General features: G+C 73.9%; 21 protein-coding genes. 5 read left to right on the top strand and 16 right to left on the bottom strand.

Annotation, left to right across the window (positions count from 1 at the left end; genetic code table 11):
* Positions 1 to 71 precede the first annotated feature (71 nt).
* From argJ to J5Y04_RS28200, 3 genes are all read right to left on the bottom strand, one after another.
* The gene (argJ, locus tag J5Y04_RS28210) at positions 72 to 1244 is read right to left on the bottom strand and encodes a bifunctional glutamate N-acetyltransferase/amino-acid acetyltransferase ArgJ (protein ID WP_209415220.1); all 1173 of its coding nucleotides are present in this window, start codon (positions 1242 to 1244) and stop codon (positions 72 to 74) included.
* Positions 1241 to 2269, bottom strand: coding sequence for an N-acetyl-gamma-glutamyl-phosphate reductase (argC, locus tag J5Y04_RS28205; protein WP_209415219.1), 1029 nt, complete (start codon positions 2267 to 2269; stop codon positions 1241 to 1243). Before argC ends, argJ begins: the two co-directional genes overlap by 4 nt.
* Before the next feature lie 96 nt (positions 2270 to 2365).
* On the bottom strand, positions 2366 to 3568 hold the full coding sequence (locus tag J5Y04_RS28200) for a methyltransferase (RefSeq protein ID WP_209415218.1): 1203 nt from the start codon (positions 3566 to 3568) through the stop codon (positions 2366 to 2368).
* Positions 3569 to 3665: 97 nt separating this feature from the next.
* On the opposite strand from J5Y04_RS28200, the gene J5Y04_RS28195 reads away from it, so the two are divergent.
* Positions 3666 to 4067, top strand: a complete 402-nt coding sequence (locus J5Y04_RS28195; protein WP_148647631.1) for a VOC family protein — start codon at positions 3666 to 3668, stop codon at positions 4065 to 4067.
* Between the two features lie 25 nt (positions 4068 to 4092).
* On the top strand, positions 4093 to 4467 hold the full coding sequence (locus J5Y04_RS28190) for an RNA-binding S4 domain-containing protein (RefSeq protein WP_209415217.1): 375 nt from the start codon (positions 4093 to 4095) through the stop codon (positions 4465 to 4467).
* A gap of 127 nt (positions 4468 to 4594) precedes the next feature.
* On the opposite strand, the gene J5Y04_RS28185 is transcribed toward J5Y04_RS28190, so the two are convergent.
* The 3 genes from J5Y04_RS28185 to J5Y04_RS28175 all read right to left on the bottom strand — a co-directional run bounded on the left by J5Y04_RS28185 (position 4595) and on the right by J5Y04_RS28175 (position 6757).
* A complete protein-coding gene (locus J5Y04_RS28185; protein ID WP_209415216.1) occupies positions 4595 to 5101 on the bottom strand; it encodes an FBP domain-containing protein in 507 nt (168 codons plus the stop codon).
* Between the two features lie 61 nt (positions 5102 to 5162).
* Complete coding sequence (locus J5Y04_RS28180) at positions 5163 to 5711, bottom strand: HD domain-containing protein (protein ID WP_307853335.1); 549 nt, start codon at positions 5709 to 5711, stop codon at positions 5163 to 5165.
* 155 nt (positions 5712 to 5866) lie between these two features.
* On the bottom strand, positions 5867 to 6757 hold the full coding sequence (locus J5Y04_RS28175; RefSeq protein WP_209415215.1) for an SAM-dependent methyltransferase: 891 nt from the start codon (positions 6755 to 6757) through the stop codon (positions 5867 to 5869).
* Positions 6758 to 6978: 221 nt separating this feature from the next.
* On the opposite strand from J5Y04_RS28175, the gene J5Y04_RS28170 reads away from it, so the two are divergent.
* Entirely contained in the window at positions 6979 to 7902 is a 924-nt protein-coding gene (locus J5Y04_RS28170; RefSeq protein WP_245205548.1) for a polysaccharide deacetylase family protein, read from the top strand.
* Between the two features lie 170 nt (positions 7903 to 8072).
* Positions 8073 to 9293, top strand: a complete 1221-nt coding sequence (locus tag J5Y04_RS28165; protein ID WP_209415214.1) for an MFS transporter — start codon at positions 8073 to 8075, stop codon at positions 9291 to 9293.
* Positions 9294 to 9359: 66 nt separating this feature from the next.
* Here the strand turns inward: J5Y04_RS28165 and J5Y04_RS28160 are convergent, their stop codons facing one another.
* Complete coding sequence (locus tag J5Y04_RS28160) at positions 9360 to 10178, bottom strand: SDR family NAD(P)-dependent oxidoreductase (RefSeq protein ID WP_209415213.1); 819 nt, start codon at positions 10176 to 10178, stop codon at positions 9360 to 9362.
* A 351-nt stretch (positions 10179 to 10529) separates the two neighbouring features.
* Between J5Y04_RS28160 and J5Y04_RS28155 the strand changes: the two genes are divergently transcribed.
* Entirely contained in the window at positions 10530 to 11399 is an 870-nt protein-coding gene (locus tag J5Y04_RS28155; RefSeq protein ID WP_209415212.1) for a 3-hydroxybutyryl-CoA dehydrogenase, read from the top strand.
* Positions 11400 to 11806: 407 nt separating this feature from the next.
* Here the strand turns inward: J5Y04_RS28155 and J5Y04_RS28150 are convergent, their stop codons facing one another.
* The 9 genes from J5Y04_RS28150 to J5Y04_RS28110 form a co-directional block, all read right to left on the bottom strand.
* Complete coding sequence (locus J5Y04_RS28150) at positions 11807 to 12538, bottom strand: hypothetical protein (RefSeq protein ID WP_209415211.1); 732 nt, start codon at positions 12536 to 12538, stop codon at positions 11807 to 11809.
* A gap of 107 nt (positions 12539 to 12645) precedes the next feature.
* Positions 12646 to 13488, bottom strand: a complete 843-nt coding sequence (locus J5Y04_RS28145) for a chitosanase (protein WP_209415210.1) — start codon at positions 13486 to 13488, stop codon at positions 12646 to 12648.
* A gap of 111 nt (positions 13489 to 13599) precedes the next feature.
* Positions 13600 to 14574 carry an ABC transporter permease subunit gene (locus J5Y04_RS28140; protein ID WP_209415209.1) on the bottom strand — a complete coding sequence of 325 codons (975 nt, stop codon included), beginning with the start codon at positions 14572 to 14574 and terminating at the stop codon, positions 13600 to 13602.
* Positions 14571 to 15500, bottom strand: coding sequence for an ATP-binding cassette domain-containing protein (locus tag J5Y04_RS28135; protein WP_209415208.1), 930 nt, complete (start codon positions 15498 to 15500; stop codon positions 14571 to 14573). Before J5Y04_RS28135 ends, J5Y04_RS28140 begins: the two co-directional genes overlap by 4 nt.
* Positions 15497 to 15940: a GntR family transcriptional regulator gene (locus J5Y04_RS28130; protein WP_209415207.1), complete on the bottom strand. Its 444-nt coding sequence runs from the start codon at positions 15938 to 15940 to the stop codon at positions 15497 to 15499. The genes J5Y04_RS28135 and J5Y04_RS28130 overlap by 4 nt, the downstream gene beginning before the upstream one ends.
* A gap of 100 nt (positions 15941 to 16040) precedes the next feature.
* The gene (gene pheT / locus J5Y04_RS28125) at positions 16041 to 18542 is read right to left on the bottom strand and encodes a phenylalanine--tRNA ligase subunit beta (RefSeq protein ID WP_209415206.1); all 2502 of its coding nucleotides are present in this window, start codon (positions 18540 to 18542) and stop codon (positions 16041 to 16043) included.
* Positions 18542 to 19663, bottom strand: coding sequence for a phenylalanine--tRNA ligase subunit alpha (gene pheS, locus J5Y04_RS28120; protein WP_209415205.1), 1122 nt, complete (start codon positions 19661 to 19663; stop codon positions 18542 to 18544). Before pheS ends, pheT begins: the two co-directional genes overlap by 1 nt.
* A gap of 250 nt (positions 19664 to 19913) precedes the next feature.
* Positions 19914 to 21017, bottom strand: coding sequence for an ATP-binding protein (locus J5Y04_RS28115; protein ID WP_209415204.1), 1104 nt, complete (start codon positions 21015 to 21017; stop codon positions 19914 to 19916).
* 51 nt (positions 21018 to 21068) lie between these two features.
* Positions 21069 to 21944 (bottom strand): RNA methyltransferase, encoded by an 876-nt coding sequence (locus J5Y04_RS28110; protein ID WP_209415203.1) that lies wholly within the window; start codon positions 21942 to 21944, stop codon positions 21069 to 21071.
* Positions 21945 to 21961: the final 17 nt, after the last annotated feature.

The raw sequence follows: 21961 nt of genomic DNA, 5'->3' as shown, positions 1-21961 counted from the left end.
TTGGGCAACGCGGTGTTGTTGCGGGCCTGTTCGCCCTTGGGTGCGATCTGCACGGGATTCCCTTGATCGGCTCAGGTGGAGTAGGCGCTGTTCTCGTGCACGTAGTCGGCGGTGAGGTCGTTGGTCCACAGGGTGGCGGCGGCCTCGCCGGCGTTGAGGCGGGCGGTGATGACGACCTCGCGGCCGGTCATGTCGACGAGGTCGCGGTCCTCGCCGACGCTGCCGTCCCTGCAGACCCAGACGCCGTTGATGGCGACGTCGAGGCGGTCCGGGTCGAAGGCGGCGCCGGTGGTGCCGATGGCGGCCAGGACGCGGCCCCAGTTCGGGTCCTCGCCGTGGATCGCGCACTTGAGCAGGTTGTTGCGGCCGATCACGCGGGCGACGTCGACGGCCTCCTCCTCGGTGGCGGCCGCGGTCACGTCGATCCGGATGTCCTTGCTGGCGCCCTCGGCGTCGCCGATCAGCTGGCGGGCGAGGTCGGCGCAGACGGTGCGGACGGCCTCGTCGAACTCGGCCTGTCCCGGGGTGACGCCGGAAGCCGCCGAGGCGAGCAGCAGCACGGTGTCGTTGGTCGACATGCAGCCGTCGGAGTCGATCCGGTCGAAGGTGGTGCGGGTGGCGCCGCGCAGCGAGGCGTCCAGGGCGGCGGCGTCGAGGTCGGCGTCGGTGGTGAGGACGACCAGCATGGTGGCGAGGCCCGGGGCGAGCATGCCGGCGCCCTTGGCCATGCCGCCGACCGTCCAGCCGGCCGGGCTGGTGACCTGGGCCGTCTTGTGGACGGTGTCGGTGGTCTTGATCGCGATCGCGGCGGCCTCGCCGCCGGTCGTGCTGAGGGCGGCGGCGGCCTCGGCCACGCCGGGCAGCAGGATGTCCATCGGGAGACGGACGCCGATCAGGCCGGTGGAGGCGACGGCGACCTCGCCGGCGTTCACCTTCAGCTCCTCGGCGGCCCTCTCCGCGGTGGCGTGGGTGTCCTGGAAGCCGAGCGGGCCGGTGCAGGCGTTGGCGCCGCCGGAGTTGAGGACGACCGCGGAGACCACGCCGCCCTTGAGGACCTGCTCGGACCAGAGCACGGGGGCGGCCTTGACCCGGTTGGAGGTGAAGACGCCCGCGGCCGCGAGCGAGGGGCCGTCGTTGACGACCAGGGCGAGGTCCGGGGTGCCGGAGGCCTTGATGCCCGCGGTGACGCCCGCGGCGCGGAAGCCCTTGGCGGCGGTCACGCCGACGTTGACGTTCTTGGTCACGGTGCGACTCCGTTCACGGGAAGGCCGAGCTCCTCGGGGAGGCCGAGGGCGATGTTCATGCTCTGCACCGCGCCGCCGGCGGTGCCCTTGACCAGGTTGTCGATCGCGCTGATCGCGATGATCCGCCCGGCGGTCTCGTCCAGGGCGACCTGGACCAGGGCGGCGTTCGAGCCGTAGACGCTGCTGGTCTGCGGCCACTGCCCCTCGGGCAGCAGGCGGACGAAGGGCTCGCCGTCGAACGCCTCGGCGTAGGCGGCGCGCAGGCTCCCGGCCGTCACGCCGGGCTTCGCCTTGGCGGAGCAGGTGGCGAGGATGCCGCGCGGCATCGGCACGAGGGTCGGGGTGAACGAGACGGTGACCGGCTCGCCCGCGACCGGGGTCAGGTTCTGCGACATCTCCGGGGTGTGCCGGTGGAGACCGCCGACGCCGTAGGCGCTGACATTGCCCATGACCTCGCTGCCGAGCAGGTGGGTCTTGGCGGCCTTGCCGGCGCCGGAGGTGCCGGAGGCGGCGACGATCACGGCCTCGGGCTCGGCGAGCTTCGCGGCGTACGCCGGGAAGAGCGCGAGCGAGACCGCGGTGGGGTAGCAGCCGGGCACGGCGATCCGGTTGACGCCCTTGAGGGCGGCGCGGTGGCCGGGCAGCTCGGGCAGGCCGTACGGCCAGGTGCCGGCGTGCGCGGAGCCGTAGAACTGCTCCCAGTCGGCCGCGGCCCTGAGCCGGAAGTCGGCCCCGCAGTCGACGATCAGCACGTTCCCGCCGAGCGCCTCGGCGACGGCGGCGGACTGGCCGTGCGGCAGCGCCAGGAACACCACGTCGTGGTCGGCCAGCACCTCGGGGGTGGTGGGTTCCAGGATCCGGTCGGCGAGCGGGAGCAGGTGCGGCTGCAGCGCGCCGAGCCTGGTGCCCGCGTTCGAGCCGCCGGTCAGCGCCCCGATCTCCACCTCGGGGTGGCCGAGCAGCAGGCGCAGCACCTCACCGCCCGCGTACCCGCTCGCGCCGGCGACGGCGACTCGCAATGCCATGGCGTTCCCTCCTTAGTCGTGGCATGAATATACGCAGCACGGAACATTCATGCAAGGAGTATGCGACGGACCCACCCGGGGCGGTCACCGCCCGGGTCAGCGCTTGACGGCTCGCAGGATGACGAACTTGGGGTTGCCGGCCACGAGTTGGCAGTTGCCGAAGAGGCGGCGGAGCTTGACGTGGTAGCCGAGGTGGCGGTTGCCGACGACCCAGAGTTCGCCGCCGGGGCGCAGGGCGCGGCGCGCGCCGGTGAACATGCGCCAGGCGGTGGCGTCGGTGGTGGCCTGGTGGGAGTGGAACGGCGGGTTGTTGAGGACGAGGTCGACCGAGCCGGCCGGGACGGCCTCGGTGTCGAGGGCGTCGGCGGTGAGGAACCGGGCGGGCGCGTCCGGGCCGAGGTTGGTGCGGAAGGTGGCCTCGGCGGAGGCGACGGCCTGGTGGGACTCGTCCAGGAAGACGAGTTCGGCGCCCGGGCCCGCCAGGGCGGCGGCGGTGCCGACCACGCCGTTGCCGCAGCCGAGGTCGACGACGCGGTCGCCGGGGGCGGCGGCCGGCAGGTGGCCGAGGAGGAAGCGGGTGCCGATGTCGAGGCGCTCGGCGCAGAAGGTGCCGGCGTGGTTGACCACGGTGCGGCCGGCGGCCGGGCCGATGTCGTCCGGCAGCGCGTAGGAGTGCGGCCACGGGTTGGGGCCGGGGTCGAGCGCCGGGTCGGGGGTGCAGAAGACCAGCCGGGCCTTGCGGACGGCGAGCGAGGTGCGGGTCGGGCCGAGGATGCGCTCGAAGAGCCGGAGCGTGGAGGTGTGGATCTCGGTGACCATGCCGGTGCCGATCACCACGGTGCCCGGGTGGACGGCCGGGGCGAGGCGGTGCAGCTGGTCCTCCAGCAGCGCCAGGCTCTTCGGGACCCGGACCAGCAGGACGTCGATCCGCTCCGGCGGGGTGTCCTGGGTGGTGAGCAGCCGGGCGGCGCCGGGCGCGGCGCCGGCCCGGGCGAGGTTGGCCAGGGTGGCCTGCCGCCCGAGGTGGGAGTCGCTGATCTGCACGGGGGCGTGCGCGGCGAGAGCCGTCGTCAGCGCGCCCCAGCGGTCGCCGAGGACGACGACGGTGCGGCCGGTGAGGTCGGTGGCCCCTCCCTCGGCGCCGGCGGCCTCCCCGGCCAGGTGGCGCAGCAGGTACTCGTCCGCGGCGTCCCAGGCGCGCAGCCGCTCGCGCGGGTCCTCCGGGTAGCGGGTGAGGTCGAGGGTGCCCCACGGGGTGGTGAAGGGGGTGGCGGCGGCAGGCGTGCTGAGGCGGTTCATCGTGGTCTCAGGCTAGCCGACCGCCGGGCGGGGGCCGCCCGGACGGCCGATACTGGAGGGGCCCGTCCGGACGGGTCTGACCGGAAGGGGATCAGACATGGACTGGAAGCTCGAAGTGGTGGTCGTCCCGGTGTCCGACGTGGACCGGGCCAAGGTCTTCTACGAGGAGCAGGCCGGCTTCACGGTGGACCACGACACCCGGATCCGGGACGGGGTGCGGGTGGTGCAGCTGACGCCGCCGGGCTCCGGCTGCTCGATCGTGCTGGGCACCGGTGTGACGGACGCTCCGCCGGGCTCGCTGAAGGGGCTCCAGCTGGTGGTGACGGACATCGACCGGGCGCACGGCCAGCTGGTCGCGCGCGGGGTGGAGGTGAGCCCGGTCCAGCACTTCGAGGCCGGCGCCCGGGTGGACGGGCGCGGCGGCGACTGGAACTCGTTCGTCTTCTTCTCCGACCCCGACGGCAACGGCTGGGCCGTCCAGGAGTCGCCGCCGCGGTAGCCGAGGGCCTGGGTAGGCTCGGAGGATGGTCGAAGACGAGGGAAGCGTCCGGGTCGACAGCTGGATCTGGTCCGTGCGGCTCACCAAGACGCGGGCGCTGGCGGCGGCCGCGTGCCGGGCCGGGCACGTGAAGGTGAACGGGGAGCGGGCCAAGCCCGCGCAGGCGTTGAAGCCGGGGGACGAGGTCCGGGTGCGCCAGGAGGGGTACGAGCGGGTCGTCGTGGTGACGAAGCTGGTCCGCAAGCGGGTCGGGGCGGGCGTCGCGGCCGAGTGCCTGGTGGACAACAGCCCGCCGCGGCCGCCGCGTGAGCTGCTGGCGGTGGCCGGCGAACGGGACCGGGGTGCCGGGCGGCCCACCAAGCGGGACCGGCGCGAGCTGGACGGGCTGCGGCGGCGGTAGGCGGCGGTGGGCGGCGCGCCGACGGCGGCCACGTTGCCCGCCAGGCCGCGCGGTCAGGCCCGGCGTCGGTCAGGCCGCGCGGTCAGGCCCGGCGTCGGTCAGGCCGCGCGGTCAGGCCCGGCGTCGGTCAGGCCGCGGTGTCGGTGAGGACCTTCGCCAGGAAGCCGCCCAGGTTGGCCACCGCGCGGGCGATCTGCTCCTCCTGCGACAGCGACTCCTCCGCCCGGCTGACCAGGGCGGACTGCTTCAGCCCGCGCACGTAGAGCGAGCACTGCAGGTCGGCGCAGACGTAGGTGCCGACCGTGTTCCCCTCGCGTCCGGCGGCGCCCGCCCTGCGCGCGGCGAGCAGCGCGACGCCGGAGCCCGCGTGGGTGGAGATGCAGAACGAGCAGACGTTGCTCATCCGCAGGCTGCGGCGCACCGAGGGCACCCGCAGCGTGACGCCGACCAGGCCGCCGCCGTGCTCGGCCACCAGGTGGCCGCGGTCGGGCGCGCCCTGGTCCCGCCAGCCGAGGAAGTCCAGGTGCTCCCAGGGGAGTTCGGCCAGGCCCCGGGGCAGGTTGAGCCGACCGGCCTCGCCCTTGGAACAGTTGACGAAGGAACCGCGGATCTCGTTCTCGCTCAGGGGCTTCATGCTGCGGAAGCTAGCACCGGCCCGCGCGGGGTGTCGCGCCAATATCCGCCGGGACGCCCCGCTACCGGACGGGGTGGGCGGCCTGGACGGCGAGCCGGCGCGGGGCGTCGTCGCCGATCCGGGTGAGCAGGTCGTCCAACTCCAGGAAGACCTCCCAGGGTTCGCGGCGCCCGGCCGTCGCGAGCCGGTCGACCACCCTGTCCTCCAGGTCACGGACCCGGCTGTTCTTCCACGCCTTGTCGGCCAGGCTCACCAGCAGGTCCTCGACCGTGACGCCCGGCTCGCCCCACCGTGCATGGGTGCGGGCGAACCGGGCCAGCCGCTCGGGGACGCCGTGGGCGAGCAGCAGCTCGTACCCGGCGGGTTCGTGGGCCGAGCCGGGCGCGGTGAGCTCCTCGCGGTGGACGGCCTTGCCGATGTCGTGGGTGGCGGCCCCGAACAGCACCGCCTCCCGGTCCAGCACGAGGCCGGGACAGGCGGCGGCGCACCAGTCGGCGACGGTCCGCGCGACCTCGTGGACCAGACCGAGGTGGGCGACCAGCCGTGGCGGCGCGGCGACGGCTTCCAGCAGACGGGCGGCGGCGGCGGGCAGCGGCGGGATGTCGGTCACGGGCGCAGGGTAACCCGGGCGGGTGAAGAGCCGGCGACTGACGTGTTGTCAGTGGCGCGGGCTATCGTCCGGGTGCACGGGGACGCGGGGCGGTCCCGGCGCCTGGAGGGGAGGCGCCGGGGCCGGCCACGGCGTACGGACGGCAGCGGCACGGCTCAGCGCTTGAAGGCCACGCCCGCGTACGCCGAGACGTCCTGCCAGCCCTCGGGCAGCTCGCCGGTCGGGACGTGCCCGGCCTCGGGGCGCCAGAGCGGGAGCTGGACGAGGCCGGGACCGGCGAACTCGAAGTCCCCGAAGAACGGTTCGACGGCGCCGCGCGGGCGCAGCACCAGCGGGGCGCTGGCGCTGCGGTAGATGCGGGCGCCCTCGGCCGCGCTCTCCCGGGAGGCGAAGTCGGGGCTGCCGTGCGAGAGGATCAGCACGCTGCCGGGGGCGAGCGCGTCGCGCAGGGTGCGGACGATCGCCTCGGCGCCGTCCTCGTCCCGGATGAAGTGCAGGACGGCGACGAGCATCAGGGCCACCGGCTCGCCGAGGTCGACGGCGGCGCGCAGGCCGGGGTGGCCGAGGATCGCGGCGGGTTCGCGCAGGTCGGCCTCGATCACCGAGGTGTGGCCGGCCGGGTGGCCGGCCAGCAGGGCCCGGGCGTGGGTGGCGACGATCGGGTCGTTGTCGACGTACACCACGCGGGCGTCCGGGGCGACCCGCCGGGCGACCTCGCTGGTGGAGCCGACGGCGGGGATGCCGGTGCCGATGTCGACGAACTGGCGGATGCCCCGGCCGGCCGCGAACTCGACGGCGCGGCCGAGGAACTCGCGGTTGGTGCGGGCCAGCAGCGGCAGGGCCGGGTAGGCGGCGATGGCGGCCTCGGCGGCCTTGCGGTCGGCCTCGAAGTTGTCCTTGCCGCCGAGGTAGTAGTCGTACATCCGGGCGGTGTGCGGGATGCCCGTGTCCAGCTCGGTCGGCGGCTGCCAGTCGTCGGCCCGCGCCCAGTCCCAGTCGGTGCCCGTTCCCGTGCCGGTCGTCGCCGCAGCGGTGTCCTCGTGCATCGTGTTCCGCCCCCTATGCCTGACTGCCGGAGTCCCCCGACCGTCGCGGTGCGTGTACCACCGCGCGGTGCGCCGTGATCGTATCCGACGACCCGCCGTGGAAACAGCGCGAGTTCACGTTTCCGCAGCCCTCCACGGATGGTGTGCGTGCATGTCAATACCAGTCCCGGGGCGGCCCCTCGAATCGCCCCGGCGTTTCGCCGTCTCTATGCTGGCTGCCGATGACTGCCGACCGGATGACCGCCGACCGCCGCACCGTCCTGCGCGCCGCCGCCCGACTGGCCGGCCTCGCCGCAGGCAGCGGACTGCTCACCGCCTGCGGCAGCACCGGCCCGCGCCGGGCCGACCCGGGGGCGCTCGCCGTGCACCCCGGCACCGTCCACCCGGGCGGCGACCCCGGCGCCGTGGACCCGGCCTGGGCGGGCGGCGAGGGCCCGGCCTCGCCCGCCCCGGTCGCGACCGCCCCCACCGCGCCCGCACCCGACCCGGCGGCCACCCCCAGTGCGCCGCCCGCCCCGCCCGTGCTGCCGCCGCTCGCCGCCGGCACCCCGGCCGAGGTCGCGTACGGGCCGCGCACCGGCAAGAACGTCGCCCTGACCTTCCACGGCAGCGGCGACCCGAAGCTGGCCACCACCCTGCTGGAGATCGCCGAACAGCACGGCGCCAGGCTGACCGTGATGGCCGTCGGCAGCTGGCTGGACCAGCAGCCGCAGATGGCCCGGCGCATCCTCGACGGCGGCCACGAGCTGGGCAACCACACCCAGAACCACCAGAACATCTCCGCGATGTCCGCCGAGCAGGCCCGCGCCGAGATCGCCCAGTGCGCGGAGCGGCTCCAGCGGCTCACCGGCTCGATCGGCCGCTGGTTCCGGCCGTCCGCCGCCCAGTACGCGACCCCGATGGTGCGCGAGCAGGCCAGGGCGGTCGGCTACGAGCACGTGCTCTCCTTCGACGTCGACCCGCGCGACTACAGCGACCCGAGCGCGGCCGAGCTCCAGCGCCGGGTGCTCGGCTCCGTCAAGGGCGGTTCGGTGGTCGCCCTGCACATGGGCCACCAGTGCACGGTGGACGCGCTGCCGGCCATCCTGGACGGGCTCGTCAGGAACGGGCTGAAGCCGGTCACCGCCAGCCAGCTCTGCGCCTGACACCCCGTCCGGCGGGCGTCCGTCACGGGCCGGGCGGGGCGGCCCGGCCGGCCCGGCTGCCGGCGACGGTGGTGGTGCCCGTCGCCTTTCCGGTGGCGGACCGCCGCCATCCAGCGCAGCCGGCCCCGCCGGGGCCGGGCGCCACGGGACCGGCTGCCTACCGTGGGCGGATGACCAACCGCCGGACCGGCCGGGGTGCCGCGGGCCGCCGGGCCTACCTCGGGGCCGCCGCCGCCTTCGCCGTCTGCATGGCCGGCACCACCCTGCCGACCCCGCTGTACGGCCTGTACCAGGAGGAGATCGGCTTCTCCGAGCTGATGGTGACGGTGGTCTTCGCCGTCTACGCCTTCGGCGTGATCGGCGTCCTGCTGCTCGTCGGCAACGTCTCCGACTCCGTCGGGCGCCGGCCCGTCCTGCTCTGCGGCCTGGCCCTCGCGGCCGGCAGCGCGGTCGCCTTCCTCGCCGAACAGGGCCTGCCGCTGCTCTGCCTGGGCCGGCTGCTGTCCGGCCTGTCCGCGGGCCTGTTCACCGGGACCGCCACCGCGTACGTCCTGGAGCTGGCCCCGCCCGGACGCCGGGCCCGCGCCGGGTTCGTCGCGACCGCCGCCAACATGGGCGGGCTGGGCTGCGGACCGCTGCTGTCCGGTTTCCTCGCCGAGTACGCGCCCCGGCCCCTGGTCCTGCCGTTCGTGGTGCACCTGGTGCTGCTCGCCGCCTCGTTCGCGGTCACCTGGTCCCTCCCGGAGACGGTCCCCGGCGCCCGGCCGCTGCGCACGGCCCGCCCGCAGCGCCTCCGGCTGCCGCCCGAGGTGCGGGGGGTCTTCGTCCCGGCGGGGGTCGCCGCCTTCACCGGCTTCGCCCTGCTCGGCGTGTTCACCTCGGTCAGCCCGGCGTTCCTCGCCGAGGACCTGGGCATCCACAACCTCGCGGCCGTCGGCCTCATCGTCTTCACGGCCTTCTTCGCCTCCACCCTCGGCCAGCTGCTGGTGCCCCGGCTCGGCACCGCGCGGGCCGTCCCGCTGGGCTGCCTCGTCCTGATCGCCGGGCTGGCCCTGCTCGCCGTCTCCCTCGCCTGGACCACCCTGCCGCCGCTGGTCCTCAGCGCCCTGGTGGGCGGCGCGGGCCAGGGCATGGGCCTGCGCGGCGCGGTGGGCGAGATCGCCGCGGCCGCGCCCGCCGAGCACCGCGGCGGCGCCCTCTCGGCGCTGTTCGTGGTCGCGTACTTCGGCATCTCGATCCCGGTCATCGGCGTCGGCCTGCTCAGCGAGCCGCTCGGCCTGGCCGACGCCGGCCTCGTCTTCACCGCCTGCATGGCCGTCCTCGCCGCCGCCTCCGGCGCGTACCTCCTGCACCGCACCCGCACCGCCGAAGCCGCCGCCCCCTCCCGGTGACCCCGGCCGGTTCCCCCGCCCGCGGGGGCGCCCCGGGTCTGCAAGGCCCGGACCCGCGGAGCGGCGCTAGCCCATCGGGTCGTCGGGCCCGTACGGGCGCAGCCGCAGCGTGCGGGCGTCGGAGGCGCGGATCTCCTCCGCGCGGCCGACCAGTTCCTCCAGGTTGTCCCGGCCGGCATGGATGAAGCGCCCGTGCAGGGCGTCGAAGCGGCCGCGGGCGGCGTCCACGATGACCGCGACCACGTACGGGATGGAGCCCCAGGTCTTCATGGAGGCGAACATCGGCATCCCGGCGGTCATGTCGGTGGCGACCGCGCCCGGGCTGATGTCGAGCACCACCACCTGGTGCTCGGCGAGCGAGTCGGCCATGTTGTCGGAGAGCTGGAGCAGTGCGCCCTTCGAGGTGGCGTACGCGGTGTAGTGGCCGTCGGGGCGCAGCGCGAAGCCGGAGTTGAGGTTGACGACCCGGCCGCGGCGGCGTTCGACCATGCCGGGCAGGACGCAGCGCAGCATGTTGTACGGGCCGCGCAGGTTGGTCTCGACGACCTGCCACCACTGGTTGGCGTCGGTCTCCCAGAGCGGGACCTCGGCGCTGTCGACCTGGCCGGCGTTGTTGACGAGCAGGTCGACAGCGCCGAGGTCGCGTTCGACGACCCGGACCGCCTCGCGGACCGAGCCGGGGCGGGTGACGTCGGCGGTGACGGCGACGCCGCGGGCGCCGTGCCGGGCGCACTCCTTGAGGGTGTCGGTGAGGGTCTCGTGGGTGCGACCGACCAGGCCGACCGCCATGCCCTCGGCGGCGAGGCCGACGGCGATCTCCCGGCCGATGCCCCGGCCTGCTCCGGTGACCAGGGCGACCTGTCCTGTGAGCGATCCCGTTGCCATCCCCGACTCCCTTCGCCTGCCGGCGGCGGCGGGCCTCCACCGGCCGTGGGCCCGTGCCGCCCCGTGCCGCCGACGGGCTTCGCCTGCCCCGGCCGTCCCGCATTCTGTCCGGCCGCGGGCGTCGCGGAACCCGGGCACACGGGTTCCGGCGGCCGGCCCACCCGTTCGGCTCAGCCTCCCGGCGGGCCGGCCGCGGCGGGGAGGGGATGACCTACTCGCCGGTACGGAGTAGTAACGTCGTCGGGGCGGTGCACCGGTGCACGCATTCCGGTGCACCGGCCCGCTGAACAGCAGCTTGCTGGGACACCTGTCGCTGGGGCCGCACCCCCAGCACCACCGAAGGGCAACTGAGTGAGTGACATCGCGCGCGTCGGAGTGATCGGCTGCGGCCTGATGGGGTCGGGCATCGCGGAGGTGTTCGCCCGGGCGGGGCTGGACGTCCTGGTGTCGGAGGCCAGCGGGGAGGCGCTGGAGTTCGGCCGCACCCGGCTGACCAACTCCCTGGAGACGGCCGTCAAGCGGGGCAAGCTGACCACGGAGCAGCGCGACGACGCGCTGGCCCGGCTGGCCTTCACCACCGACCTCGCCGACTTCGCCGACCGCGACCTGGTGGTCGAGGCGGTCGCCGAGCGCGAGGACATCAAGGTCCAGATCTTCCAGACGCTGGACCAGGTGGTCGAGCGCCGGGACGCCATCCTCGCCTCCAACACCTCGTCGATCCCGATCGTGAAGCTGGCCGCCGCCACCTCGCGCCCGGAGCAGGTCATCGGCCTGCACTTCTTCAACCCGGCACCGGTGCAGAAGCTGGTCGAGGTGATCCCCACCCTGACCACCTCGGCCACGACCACCGAGCGGGTCGAGGCCTTCGCCACCCAGGTGCTCGGCAAGGAGCCGATCCGCGCCCGGGACCGGGCCGGCTTCGTGGTGAACGCCCTGCTGGTGCCGTACCTGCTCTCCGCGGTGCGGATGTTCGAGTCGGGCGTCGCCACCGCCTCCGACATCGACAAGGGCATGGAGGCCGGCTGCGCCCACCCGATGGGGCCGCTGCGGCTGTGCGACCTGATCGGCCTGGACACCATCGTCTCGATCGCCGAGTCGATGTACGACGAGTACAAGGAGCCCCTGTACGCGGCTCCCCCACTGCTCTCCCGGATGGTCGACGCGGGCCTGCTGGGCCGCAAGTCGGGCCGCGGCTTCTACGACTACACCGCCGGCGCCTGACCGGCGCGGGAACGGTGACGGGGCCCGGGAGCGGTATCCAGCTCCCGGGCCCCTGAGGTGCCACCCAATTGCTCTGCGCCGGCACGTTTAAGGGTGTGGGTCAGTCTCACAGCATTCGCTCTGCCATTAAAGCTACCGCGCCATGGGAGAGGCGCAGACGGGAGTCGAACCCGCAACCTAATGCTTGAAGCACACACCCGGTCGATCCGGCGCTCGGCGGCGAATGCTGAGACTTGAGCGAGAGTCTGAGTTTCACAGGGGTGCCTCTGCCATGTTGGGCCACCCCGGCGCGTGGTGCCGGGGGGAGGACTCGAACCTCCACCGTGTTCCCTGATGTCAGCTTCAACTTCAGTGTCAGCTTGCGCTCTTCGCGCCACCCCCGTTCTCACACGGGGGCGATCATGGGGCTACCCGAACAGGTAGCCGAACACCGCGTCGCCGACCCGCTGGTCGGTGACCTCGGCGCTGTTGGCCTCCTCGCGGGCGAACTGGACGGCCTGCTGGAGCTTCTCGACCCGCTCCAGGAGCTCGTTCACCCGCCGGGCCGGAAGGGCCCCGGAGAACTTCACCGTCGTCCAGTAGCCGACCGCGATGTCCTCGTAGTAGACCTCGACCTGTGCGGGGTGCTTCTCCGTCGCCTCCGCCTTCACGTGGTTGCGCGGGACCTTCTTGGTGCGGATCGTGCGCACCGCCTCGGTCTTCCACGAGTCCGTGGAGGCGTCGAGGTTCCACGCCTCGGAGGCGTCCAGCACGGGCAGCTTGCGGACGAAGGTCCGCAGGTCGGTGAGCTGCTTCTCCAGGAAGAGCAGGTAGGTGACCGGGGCTGCGGCGACCAGCGTCCGCCCGTCGACCACCACGTCGGCCCGGGCCGCGGTGTTGGCCCAGTCCTTGGTCGCGGTGACGTCGAACAGCCGCGTCAGGGTAGCGGCGGTGGTCCGCAGGACGTCCTCGGCCTTGACCTGGACCCGGGTGGACTCGGGGGGAAGCTCCTCGCCCTCCTCGTCCTTGGGCTGGTACGTCCGGGAGATGCCGGCCAGCAGCGCGGGCTTCTGCAGGTCCTGGTGGGAGTGCGTCAGCTCCTGGAAGGACTTCGACTTGACGCCCTTTTCGACGGCGATGATCTGGTTCAGCTTTGCCACACCCGGGACGCTAGCAGCACGTCCGTTCGGGCGTCATCCGGATTAACGCGCGTGCCCCGCGGCGGGGGCCGGGCACACCGGCGCCCCGCCGCGGGGATGGCGTGGGATCAGCTGTTGATGGCGTAGCTGTCGCCGTAGACCTTCCACTTGAGCGGCGGGTTCAGGTCGAAGTTCTTGGCGTTGAGGAAGACCAGCTGCTCGGTGTCGACGCGGCTGGTGTCGGAGTGGGCCTCCTCGGTCTTCATCGCGGCGCGGCGGGCGTCCAGGAAGGCCTTGAGGTAGGTGGCCTCGTCGCCGCCCTGGGCCGGGGTCTTGGCCTTCTTCATGGCGGTCTTGCGGATTCCGCCGAAGCTGGTCGAGTCGGTGCCGGGGCCGTGCATGACGATGGCGTCGTAGTAGGCGAACTGGCCGAGCGCGCGCAGGCCGTCGGCCTTGGCCTGGTTGACGGCGGGGTTGAAGTAGACGCGGTCGCGCTCGTCGTTCTGGGCCTGCTGGAAGACGCCGTCCTTGGCGGCGGTCGCCCAGTCGCGCTCGAAGGCGGAGCCGAGGCCGGCGTGCGACTCGGTGCCGTTGACCTTGCGCAGCGCGGGGAGGTACTTGGCGAGGACGTTGCCGGGCTTGAGGTCGGTGTAGTGCTCGACCAGGTCGAGCATGTCGCCGGTGCCGGAACAGAAGCCGATGATGCCGGCGGTGTAGCCGCGGCCGTCCTTGATGTCCTCGATGTACTTGTACTGGGCCTTCCAGTCCAGCGAGGAGTTCTCGGCGCTGGACACCAGCTGCATCGCGATGTCCTTCTTGTGCGGGTCGTCCAGTCCGGCTCCCTTGAGCTGGACGGCCGACGCGGCCGCGGGGGCGGCCTGGGCGGCCCCGGCGGCCGCGACCGTGGCGGGCGCGGCCACCAGGGCGGCGGCGAGGGCTATGCGGAGGGCACGGTGGTGCTGGGGGCGCATTCGACGCTCCGTTTCCTCGGGGGAAGTTAGGAAAGTTTCCTAACGAGAAGGTAGCGCCCCCATCCCCCACCCCCGCAAGGCCTTTGACGGAATATCTTCAAAACCGGCGCATCAGACCGCCCGACGGCGCACCCACCAGAGCGCCGCCGCGCACAGCACCACCGCGACCGCGGCCGTCCAGCCGAACTCGACGAACTGGAACGACCAGTAGCGATCGTCCGGCTGGTAGGTCTCGTGCACGGTGTAGCCGCCCTCGCTCACCAGCTTCTGGGCCCCGTAGAAGTCGTGCCCCAGGTCGAAGAGCTCGCCGCTGCCGATCCGGTTGCCGGCCGGGTCGGTGATCCAGCTGGCGCCCGTCCAGCGGTGGTCGACCGAGGACTGCGCCAGCGTGTGCACGGTGTCCTGCAGCGGGGTCCGGTAGTGGAACCGCAGCGACTCGGCGACCAGGACGGTCACCACCGACGCCGCCACGCCGATCCCCACCGCCACCACGGTCCGGCGCAGCACCGCGCCCGCGAGCACGGTCAGCCCGAACACCAGCAGGACCCGGCCGACCAGGGCCGGTGGGGCACTCGCGAAGAGCAGCGGGGCGAACCGGCTCCCCGAGCCGTCCAGCGGCGCGATCCACCAGTGGGCCACCACGGCCGCCCCCGCCGTCGCGGCCGCCAGCACACCGCCCACGACGGCCAGCCCGCCCACCGCCCACCGGGTGCGCCCGGCGCCCTGGGTCCAGGCGAAGCGGACCGTGCCGTGCTCGAACTCCCGTGCCAGCAGCGGACCGCCCGCGAACGCGCCGAGCACGCCGCCGAGCAGGTAGACGATGTTGCCGCCGACCATCAGCTCGGTGCCGTACTCGCGCAGGAACCCCTTCCAGCGTTCGTTGCAGGCCCGTGTCGCCATGTCGCAGCCGCCCGCCCCGGAGCGGTCGAACCCCGCGTGCACGAAGTACCCAGTGACGGCGAGCACCAGGACCAGGGCGGCGAGCACACCCAGCAGCGTCCGTACCGAGGACCGGTGGCGGAGCCACGCCGCGAGGAGCACCCCGCTGCGGGACAAGGCGGCGGGAGCGGCGGTGACGGCACTCATGACAGCAGAACCCTCTCGTCTCGACGGACGGCCCCGCGCGGGCCGGGAAGTGCGGAGGCGGCCGGCTCGCGCAGGTAGGCGAGCACCAACTCCTCCAGGCCGACGCGCTGCTGGCGCCAGCTGCCGCCGACGGGGGCGTCCACCCCGCCGGTGCGCACCAGCAGGTGGGACTGGGCGCCGGCCCGCCGGTCGCGGACCACCGGGAGCCGGGCGGCGACGGCGTCGGCCTCGGCGGTGGGACCGGTCAGCATCCGGTGTCCGCCGAGCAGGTCGTCCACCTCTCCGCCGACCTGGACCCGGCCGCCGCCCAGCACCACCAGGTAGTCACAGGTCTGCTCCAGCTCGGCGACGGCGTGCGAGGAGAAGATCACCGAGAGGCCGTCCTCGGCGACGGCGGTCAGCAGCACGGCCATGAAGTCGTGCCGGGCGAGCGGGTCGAGGGCGGCCAGGGGTTCGTCCAGCAGCAGCAGTTCGGGCCGCTTGGCGAGCGCGAGGGCGAGCGAGACCTGGGCCTGCTGGCCGCCGGAGAGCCGGCCGTACCTGCGGTCGAGCGGGATGCCGAGCCCGTCCAGGTGGGTGCGGGCCCGCGCCTCGTCCCAGCGCCGGTTGAGGCCGCGGCCCATCCGCAGCAGGTCGCGGACGGCCAGGCCCGGGTAGAGCGCGGCGTTCTGGGCGACGAAGCCGATCCGGTCCAACGCCCCCGGCGAGCCGGGCGGTTCGCCGCCGAGCACGGTCAGGGCGCCCTCGGTCGGGGCGGTCAGGCCTGCGGCCAGGTTGAGCAGCGTGGACTTGCCGGCGCCGTTAGGGCCGACCAGGGCCACCACGTGCCCGGCGGGGACGGCGAGATGGCAGTCCCGCAGCGCCCAGGAGCGGCGGTAGCGCTTGCCCAGCCCACCGCAGTCGATCACCGTGTCGGGCGCCTTCACGCCACCACCCCGTCCCGTCCCTCGCGGAGGTCGCGCAGCGCGTCCTCGAACACCGCGGCCATTCCCTCCTCGTCCAGCCCGGCCGCCCGCGCGGTGCGCAGCCAGTCGAGCAACCCCCGCCGCAGCGCGGCCCGTTCGCGCAGCGGCACGACGCCGGCGGGCAGCCCGCGGACGAAGGTGCCCTGGCCGCGCCGACCGGCGGCCAGCCCCCGGTGTTCCAGCTCGCGGTACGCCTTGAGCACGGTGTTGGGGTTGATCGCCAGCCCCGCCACCACCTCGCGCACCCGGGGCAGCCGGTCGCCCTCCGTCAGCCAGCCCATCCGCAGCGCCTGTTCGACCTGTTGCACCAGTTGGAGGTAGGTCGGGACGCCGGAGGCCGGGTCCAGGCGGAACTCGATCGGCGAGGGCTGGTCCCCCTGCTGCGGTTTATCTACTTCCATAGTTAATGAGTTAAGAAGATATCCGACGCCGCGTCAAGTCGGGAACGACGAAGGGCCCCGCCGGATCCGGGATCCGGCGGGGCCCTTCGGGCGTTGCGCGTCAGGCGCCGCGCAGCACCGCACCCGTACGGGCGACGGCCTCGGCGACGGCCGCCTCACGGGCGGCGGTGGCCTCGTCGGCGGTCAGCGTCCGGTCGGTGGCGCGGAAGCGCAGCGCGTACGCCAGCGACTTCTTGCCTTCGCCGACCTGCTCGCCGGTGAACACGTCGAACAGCCGGATGGCCTCCAGCAGCTCGCCGGCGCCGTTGCGCAGCGCGGCCTCGACCTCGGCGGCCGGGACGGCGGAGTCCACGATCAGCGCGACGTCCTGGGTGGCCACCGGGAAGCCGGAGACCGCCGGGCCGGAAACCCGCCCGGTTCCGTCCTCGGTCAGCAGGTCCACGTCGAGCTCCATCGCGGCGGTGCGCTCCGGCAGCCCGAGCGCCTTGACCACGCGCGGGTGCAGCTCACCCGCGTGGCCGACCACGCGGTCGGTGCCGGCCACGACCAGCTCGGCGCAGCGGCCCGGGTGCCAGGGCAGCAGCTGCCCCTGGCGCACGGTCAGCTCGACGCCGGCGGCCCGGGCGACCGTGCGGGCCGCCTCGACGGCGTCCGCCCAGCCTGCCTGGGCGCCCTTGCCCCACCAGCCGGACGGCAGCCGCTCGCCCGCGAGGGCGACGGCGACCCGGCGCGGCTGGTGCGGCAGCGCGGCGTCCAGCGCGGCCAGCTCCTCGTCGCTCGGACGGCGGTCGACGGCCGGGCGCGGCGCGACGGACAGCTCGTCCTTCGGGAGGAAGACGGTGCCCGTCTCGAAGACCGCCAGGTCGGTGTTGCCGCGGCCGACGTTGCGGCGCAGCGCCCCGAGCAGGCCCGGCAGCAGCGTGGTGCGCAGCGCCGGCTCCTCGTCGTTGAGCGGGTTGACCAGCTTCACCGTGCGGCGGCGCCGGTCGTCCTTCTCCAGGCCGAGCGCGTCGAACGCGGCCTCGCCGACGAACGGGTAGTTGTTCACCTCGACGTAGCCGGCGGCGGCCAGCGCGACACCGACCCGGCGGTGGGTGCGCTGGGCCTCGGTCAGGCCCTTGCCCGGCGGCACGGTGGGCATCCGGGCGGGGACGTTGTCGTACCCCTCCAGGCGGATGACCTCCTCGGCGAGGTCGTACGGGTCGGTGAGGTCGGGGCGCCAGGTCGGCGGGGTGACCTCCAGGACGTCGGCGCCCGCGACGGAGCAGCCGATCTCCTGCAGGCGCCGGGTGACGGTCTCGCGGCCGTACGCGGTGCCGGCGACCCGGTCGGGCAGGTCGGCGGCGATGGTGATGGTGCGCAGCGGGTGCGGGGCGGCGATGTCGGTGACACCCGCCTCGGCGGTGCCGCCGGCGATCAGCACCAGCAGGTCCACGGCGCGCTGCGCGGCGGCGCGGGCGGCCTCCGGGTCGACGCCGCGCTCGAAGCGCTTGGACGCCTCGGACGGCAGCTTGTGCCGCTTGGCGCCGCGGGCGATGGCGACCGGGTCGAAGTGCGCCGCCTCGATGATCACCTCGGTGGTGCCCGGGCCGGCGGCCGGGTCGAGGATCTCGGTGGAGGCGCCGCCCATGACACCGGCCAGGCCGATCGGGCCGCTGTTGTCGCAGATCAGCAGGTCCTCGGCGGAGAGCTTGCGCTTGACGCCGTCGAGGGTGGTGAGGGTCTCGCCGTCCTCGGCCCGGCGGACCAGGATCGGGCCGTCGACCCGCTGCTTGTCGTAGGCGTGCAGCGGCTGGCCGACCTCCAGCATCACGTAGTTGGTGATGTCGACGGCCAGCGAGATCGGGCGGATGCCGGCCTTCTGGAGGCGGCGCTGGAGCCAGATCGGCGACTTGGCGGCCGGGTCGAGGCCGACCACGGTGCGGGCCACGAAGCGGTCGCAGCCGGCCGGGTCGGCGACCTTGACCAGGTAGCCGTAGGAGTTGGCCGGCGGCACGTCGAGCAGCGCCGGGTCGGCCAGCGGCAGCCCGTACGCGGCGGCGGCCTCGCGGGCCACGCCGCGCATGGAGAGGCAGTAGCCGCGGTCCGGGGTGACGGCGATGTCCAGCACCTCGTCGACCAGCTGGAGCAGCTCGATCGCGTCGGTGCCGGGCTCGTACTCGGGCGGGAGCACGATGATGCCGTTGTGGTCGTCGCCCATGCCCAGCTCGCGGGCGGAGCAGATCATGCCGGCCGAGGTGTGGCCGTAGGTCTGCCGGGCGGCGATCGGGAACGGGCCGGGCAGCACGGCGCCCGGGAGCACGACGACGACCTTGTCGCCGACCGCGAAGTTGGTCGCGCCGCAGACGATCTCCTGCGGCTCGCCGGTGCCGTTGGCGTCGCCGACGTTGACGAAGCAGTGCCGGATCGGCTTCTTGAAGCCGGTCAGCTCCTCGATGGAGAGCACCTGGCCGACCACCAGCGGGCCCTTGAGGTCGGCGCCGATCTGCTCGACGGTCTCGACCTCCAGGCCGGCCCGGACCAGCCGCTCCGCCACGTCGCGGCCGGTCTCGCCGGCCGGCAGGTCGACGTACTCGCGCAGCCAGGAAAGCGGGACGCGCATCAGATCTCCATCCCGAACGGGAGGGTGAAGCGCACGTCACCCTCGACCATGTCGCGCATGTCGGCGACGTTGTGACGGTTCATCAGGATCCGCTCCAGGCCCAGGCCGAAGGCGAACCCGCTGTAGCGGTTCGGGTCGACGCCGCAGGCGACCAGCACCCGCGGGTTGACGACGCCGCAGCCGCCGAGCTCGATCCAGCCCTCCGAGGAGCACGTCCGGCACGGCTTGTCCGGGTTGCCGACGGACTCGCCGCGGCAGACGAAGCACTGCAGGTCGATCTCGGCGCTCGGCTCGGTGAACGGGAAGTACGAGGGGCGCCAGCGCAGCTCCAGGCCGTCGCCGATCAGCTTGGAGACCAGCTGCTCGATGGTGCCCTTGAGGTCGGCGAAGGTGATGCCCTCGTCCACGGCCAGGCCCTCGACCTGCCGGAAGACCGGGGTGTGGGTGGCGTCGAGCTCGTCCGTCCGGTAGACCCGGCCGGGGCAGACGACGTAGACGGGGGGCTCGCGGTCGAGCATCGTGCGGGCCTGGACCGGGGAGGTCTGGGTGCGCAGCACCACGCCGGAGTCGGCGGAGCCGTCCGGGGCCTGGACGAAGAAGGTGTCCTGCATCGAGCGGGCCGGGTGGTCCGGGCCCAGGTTGAGGGCGTCGAAGTTCAGCCACTCCGCCTCGACCTCGGGGCCCTCGGCGACCTGGTAGCCCATCGCGACGAAGGTGTCCTCGATGCGCTCGGCCAGCGTGGTCAGCGGGTGCCGGGCGCCGCGCGGCGCGCGGTCGTAGGGCAGCGTGACGTCCACCGCCTCCTCGACCAGCACGCGGGCGTCGCGCTCCGCCTCCAGCTCGGCCTGGCGCTTGGCGAGGGCCTGGTTGACGGCGCCGCGGGCCTGCCCGATCAGCTTGCCGGCGGCGGCCTTGGCGTGCGGGGGCAGGGCGCCGATCTCGCGGTTGGCGAGGGAGAGCGCGGAGCGGTCGCCGGTGTGGGCGACCTTGGCCTGCTTCAGCTCGTCGAGGGAGGCGGCGGCGGCGAAGGCCTGCACGGCCTCGTCCCGGGCCTGCTCCACCACCTCGGGCTTGAGGGCCTCGACCTCGACCGGGTCGTACGACTTGTTGGGTGCCGACATCTCTATCTTTCCCGTGCTCCTGCTCGTCCGTGCTCAGGTAAAGGGGGGCTCGCGACCTTCGCGTCACGCCCGGCGTGGCCGGGGCACGGGCAGCCCCCGCCTCGGTTCCCGGGGAGGTTGTCCGCGGCACGGCCGCGCAGGGCGTTGCGCAACGCCAAAGGTCGAGTGTAGTCGCAGCGCGTAGCGCGGCTGCCTCGGTGCCCGCCGGGCCCTCGACTCACACGCGGTCGTGTTCGTCGCTCGTGCTCCTTCAGAGCATGAAGTCGGGCACCCCGGCGGGCAGGATAAATCGGAACCGGGCGCCGCCGCCGGGCGCGCGGTCGACGCGGATCGAGCCGCCGTGGGCCTCCACGATGCCCTTGACGATGTAGAGGCCCAGGCCCGTGCCGCCGCGCTTGGAGCCGCGCCAGAAGCGGGTGAAGACGCGCGGCATCGACTCCTCGGGGATGCCCGTTCCTTCGTCGCTCACGGTGACTGCGGTGCCTTCCACGGTGCGGGGCGGGGTGCCCGAGCGCTCCCAGACGGGTGCCTCGACGACCTCCTTGGCCGGTGCCACCTCGATCGTGACAGTTCCCTCACCGTGGCGCACCGCATTTTCCAGCAGGTTGCCCAGCACCTGGTCGACCTTGTCCGGGTCCGCCCAGAGCACGGTGAGCGGCCCGCCGATCCGGATGTCGAAGCGGTCCTCGGGGATGCCGGTGGCGACCTTGCGCTCCACGTGCCGGCGCACCGCCGCGGCCAGGTCGACCACCTGCTTGCGCAGCTCCAGCCGGCCGGCGTCGATCCGGGAGATGTCGAGCAGCTCGGCGATCAGCCGGGTGACCCGGTCGGCGTCCGCGTCGACGGTCTCCAGCATCAGCCGCTTCTGCCCGTCGGTGAACCGCTCCCACTTGGCCAGCAGCGTCGCCGTGAACCCCTTGACGCTGGTGAGCGGCGAGCGCAGCTCGTGCGCAACGGTGGCGATCAGCTCGGCGTGGCTGCGCTCGGTCCGGCGGCGCGCCTCGGTGCCGCGCAGGGCGATCACCAGCCGCTCCAGCGGCCCCTGCGGGCACTCCCGCACGTACCGGGCGGAGACCAGCACCTCACGGCCGCCGGGCAGCAGCAGGTTGCGCTCCGGCTGGCTGGTGCGGACCGCCAGGCCGCCGTACGGGTCGGTCAGCTGCCACCAGCGGCGGCCGTCGAGGTCCTCCAGCGGGAGGGCCTCCTCCAGCGGGCTGCCGAGCACGGCCTGCGGGCGGATGCCGGTCAGCCGGGCGGCGGCCCGGTTGAAGCAGACCACCCGGCCCCGGGCGTCGGCGACCACCAGGCCGTCCGGCAGGTCGTCCGGATCGAGCTCTGGCCTGCTGCCGACCATGGGTGTCCTCCCCGATTACCCACCGTGTCTTTCCCCCCACCGAGGCAGACCCTAGCGCCCCTGGCCCTGTGCGCGACACCCTCCGGGCGAGCGCTGCGCCCGGGCGGAGGCATAGAGGCAGACGGCGGCGGCCGTGGCCAGGTTGAGGCTCTCGGCGTGTCCGTGGATCGGCACGCGCACCACCTCGTCGGCGAGTGCGCGGGTCTCCTCCGGGAGCCCCCAGGCCTCGTTGCCGAACACCCATGCGCCGGGTGCGCCCAGCGTGCCCTCGTCCAGCTCCTGGTCGAGGTCGCGCTCCCCCGCGCCGTCGGCGGCGAGCACCCGCACGCCGGCCTCCCGCAGCCGGGCGACCGCCTCCTCGACCGGCACGCCGACGGCCACCGGGAGGTGGAACAGGCTGCCGACGGAGGCCCGGACGGCCTTCGGGTTGTACAGGTCCACCGAGGCGTCGGTGAGGACCACGGCGTCCGCGCCGGCCGCGTCGGCGGTGCGCAGCACGGTGCCGGCGTTGCCGGGGTCGCGGACGTGGGCGAGCACGGCGACCAGCTTCGGGCGGGCCTCGAGCACCTCGGCGAACGGCGTGTCGATGAAGCGGCAGAGCGCCACGATGCCCTGCGGGGTCACCGTGTCGCAGATCTCCGCGATGACCTCGTCGGTGGCGGTGAGCACCGGCAGGCCCTCGGCGAGGGCGGCGTCGACGATGCCGGCGTGCCGCTCGGCGGCCTCCGGGGTGGCGTACACCTCGACCACGGCGTGCTCGGCCGTACCCGGCAGCTTCCCGAACGCGACGGCCTCGCGGACGGCCTGCGGGCCCTCGGCGAGGAAACGGCGCTCCTTGGTGCGCTGGTTCCGCTTGGCGAGCCGGCGGGCGGCGACGACGCGCGGCGAGCGCAGGGAGGTGAGCAGGGGCGTGTCGGTGCTCGGCATGGTCTCGTCTCTGTGGC

The sequence above is a fragment of the Kitasatospora sp. RG8 genome, assembly GCF_017813315.1.
GTDB lineage: Bacteria > Actinomycetota > Actinomycetes > Streptomycetales > Streptomycetaceae > Kitasatospora.
Note: the sequence above shows the minus strand (reverse complement) of the source record. Positions and strands in the feature narration are given on the sequence as shown.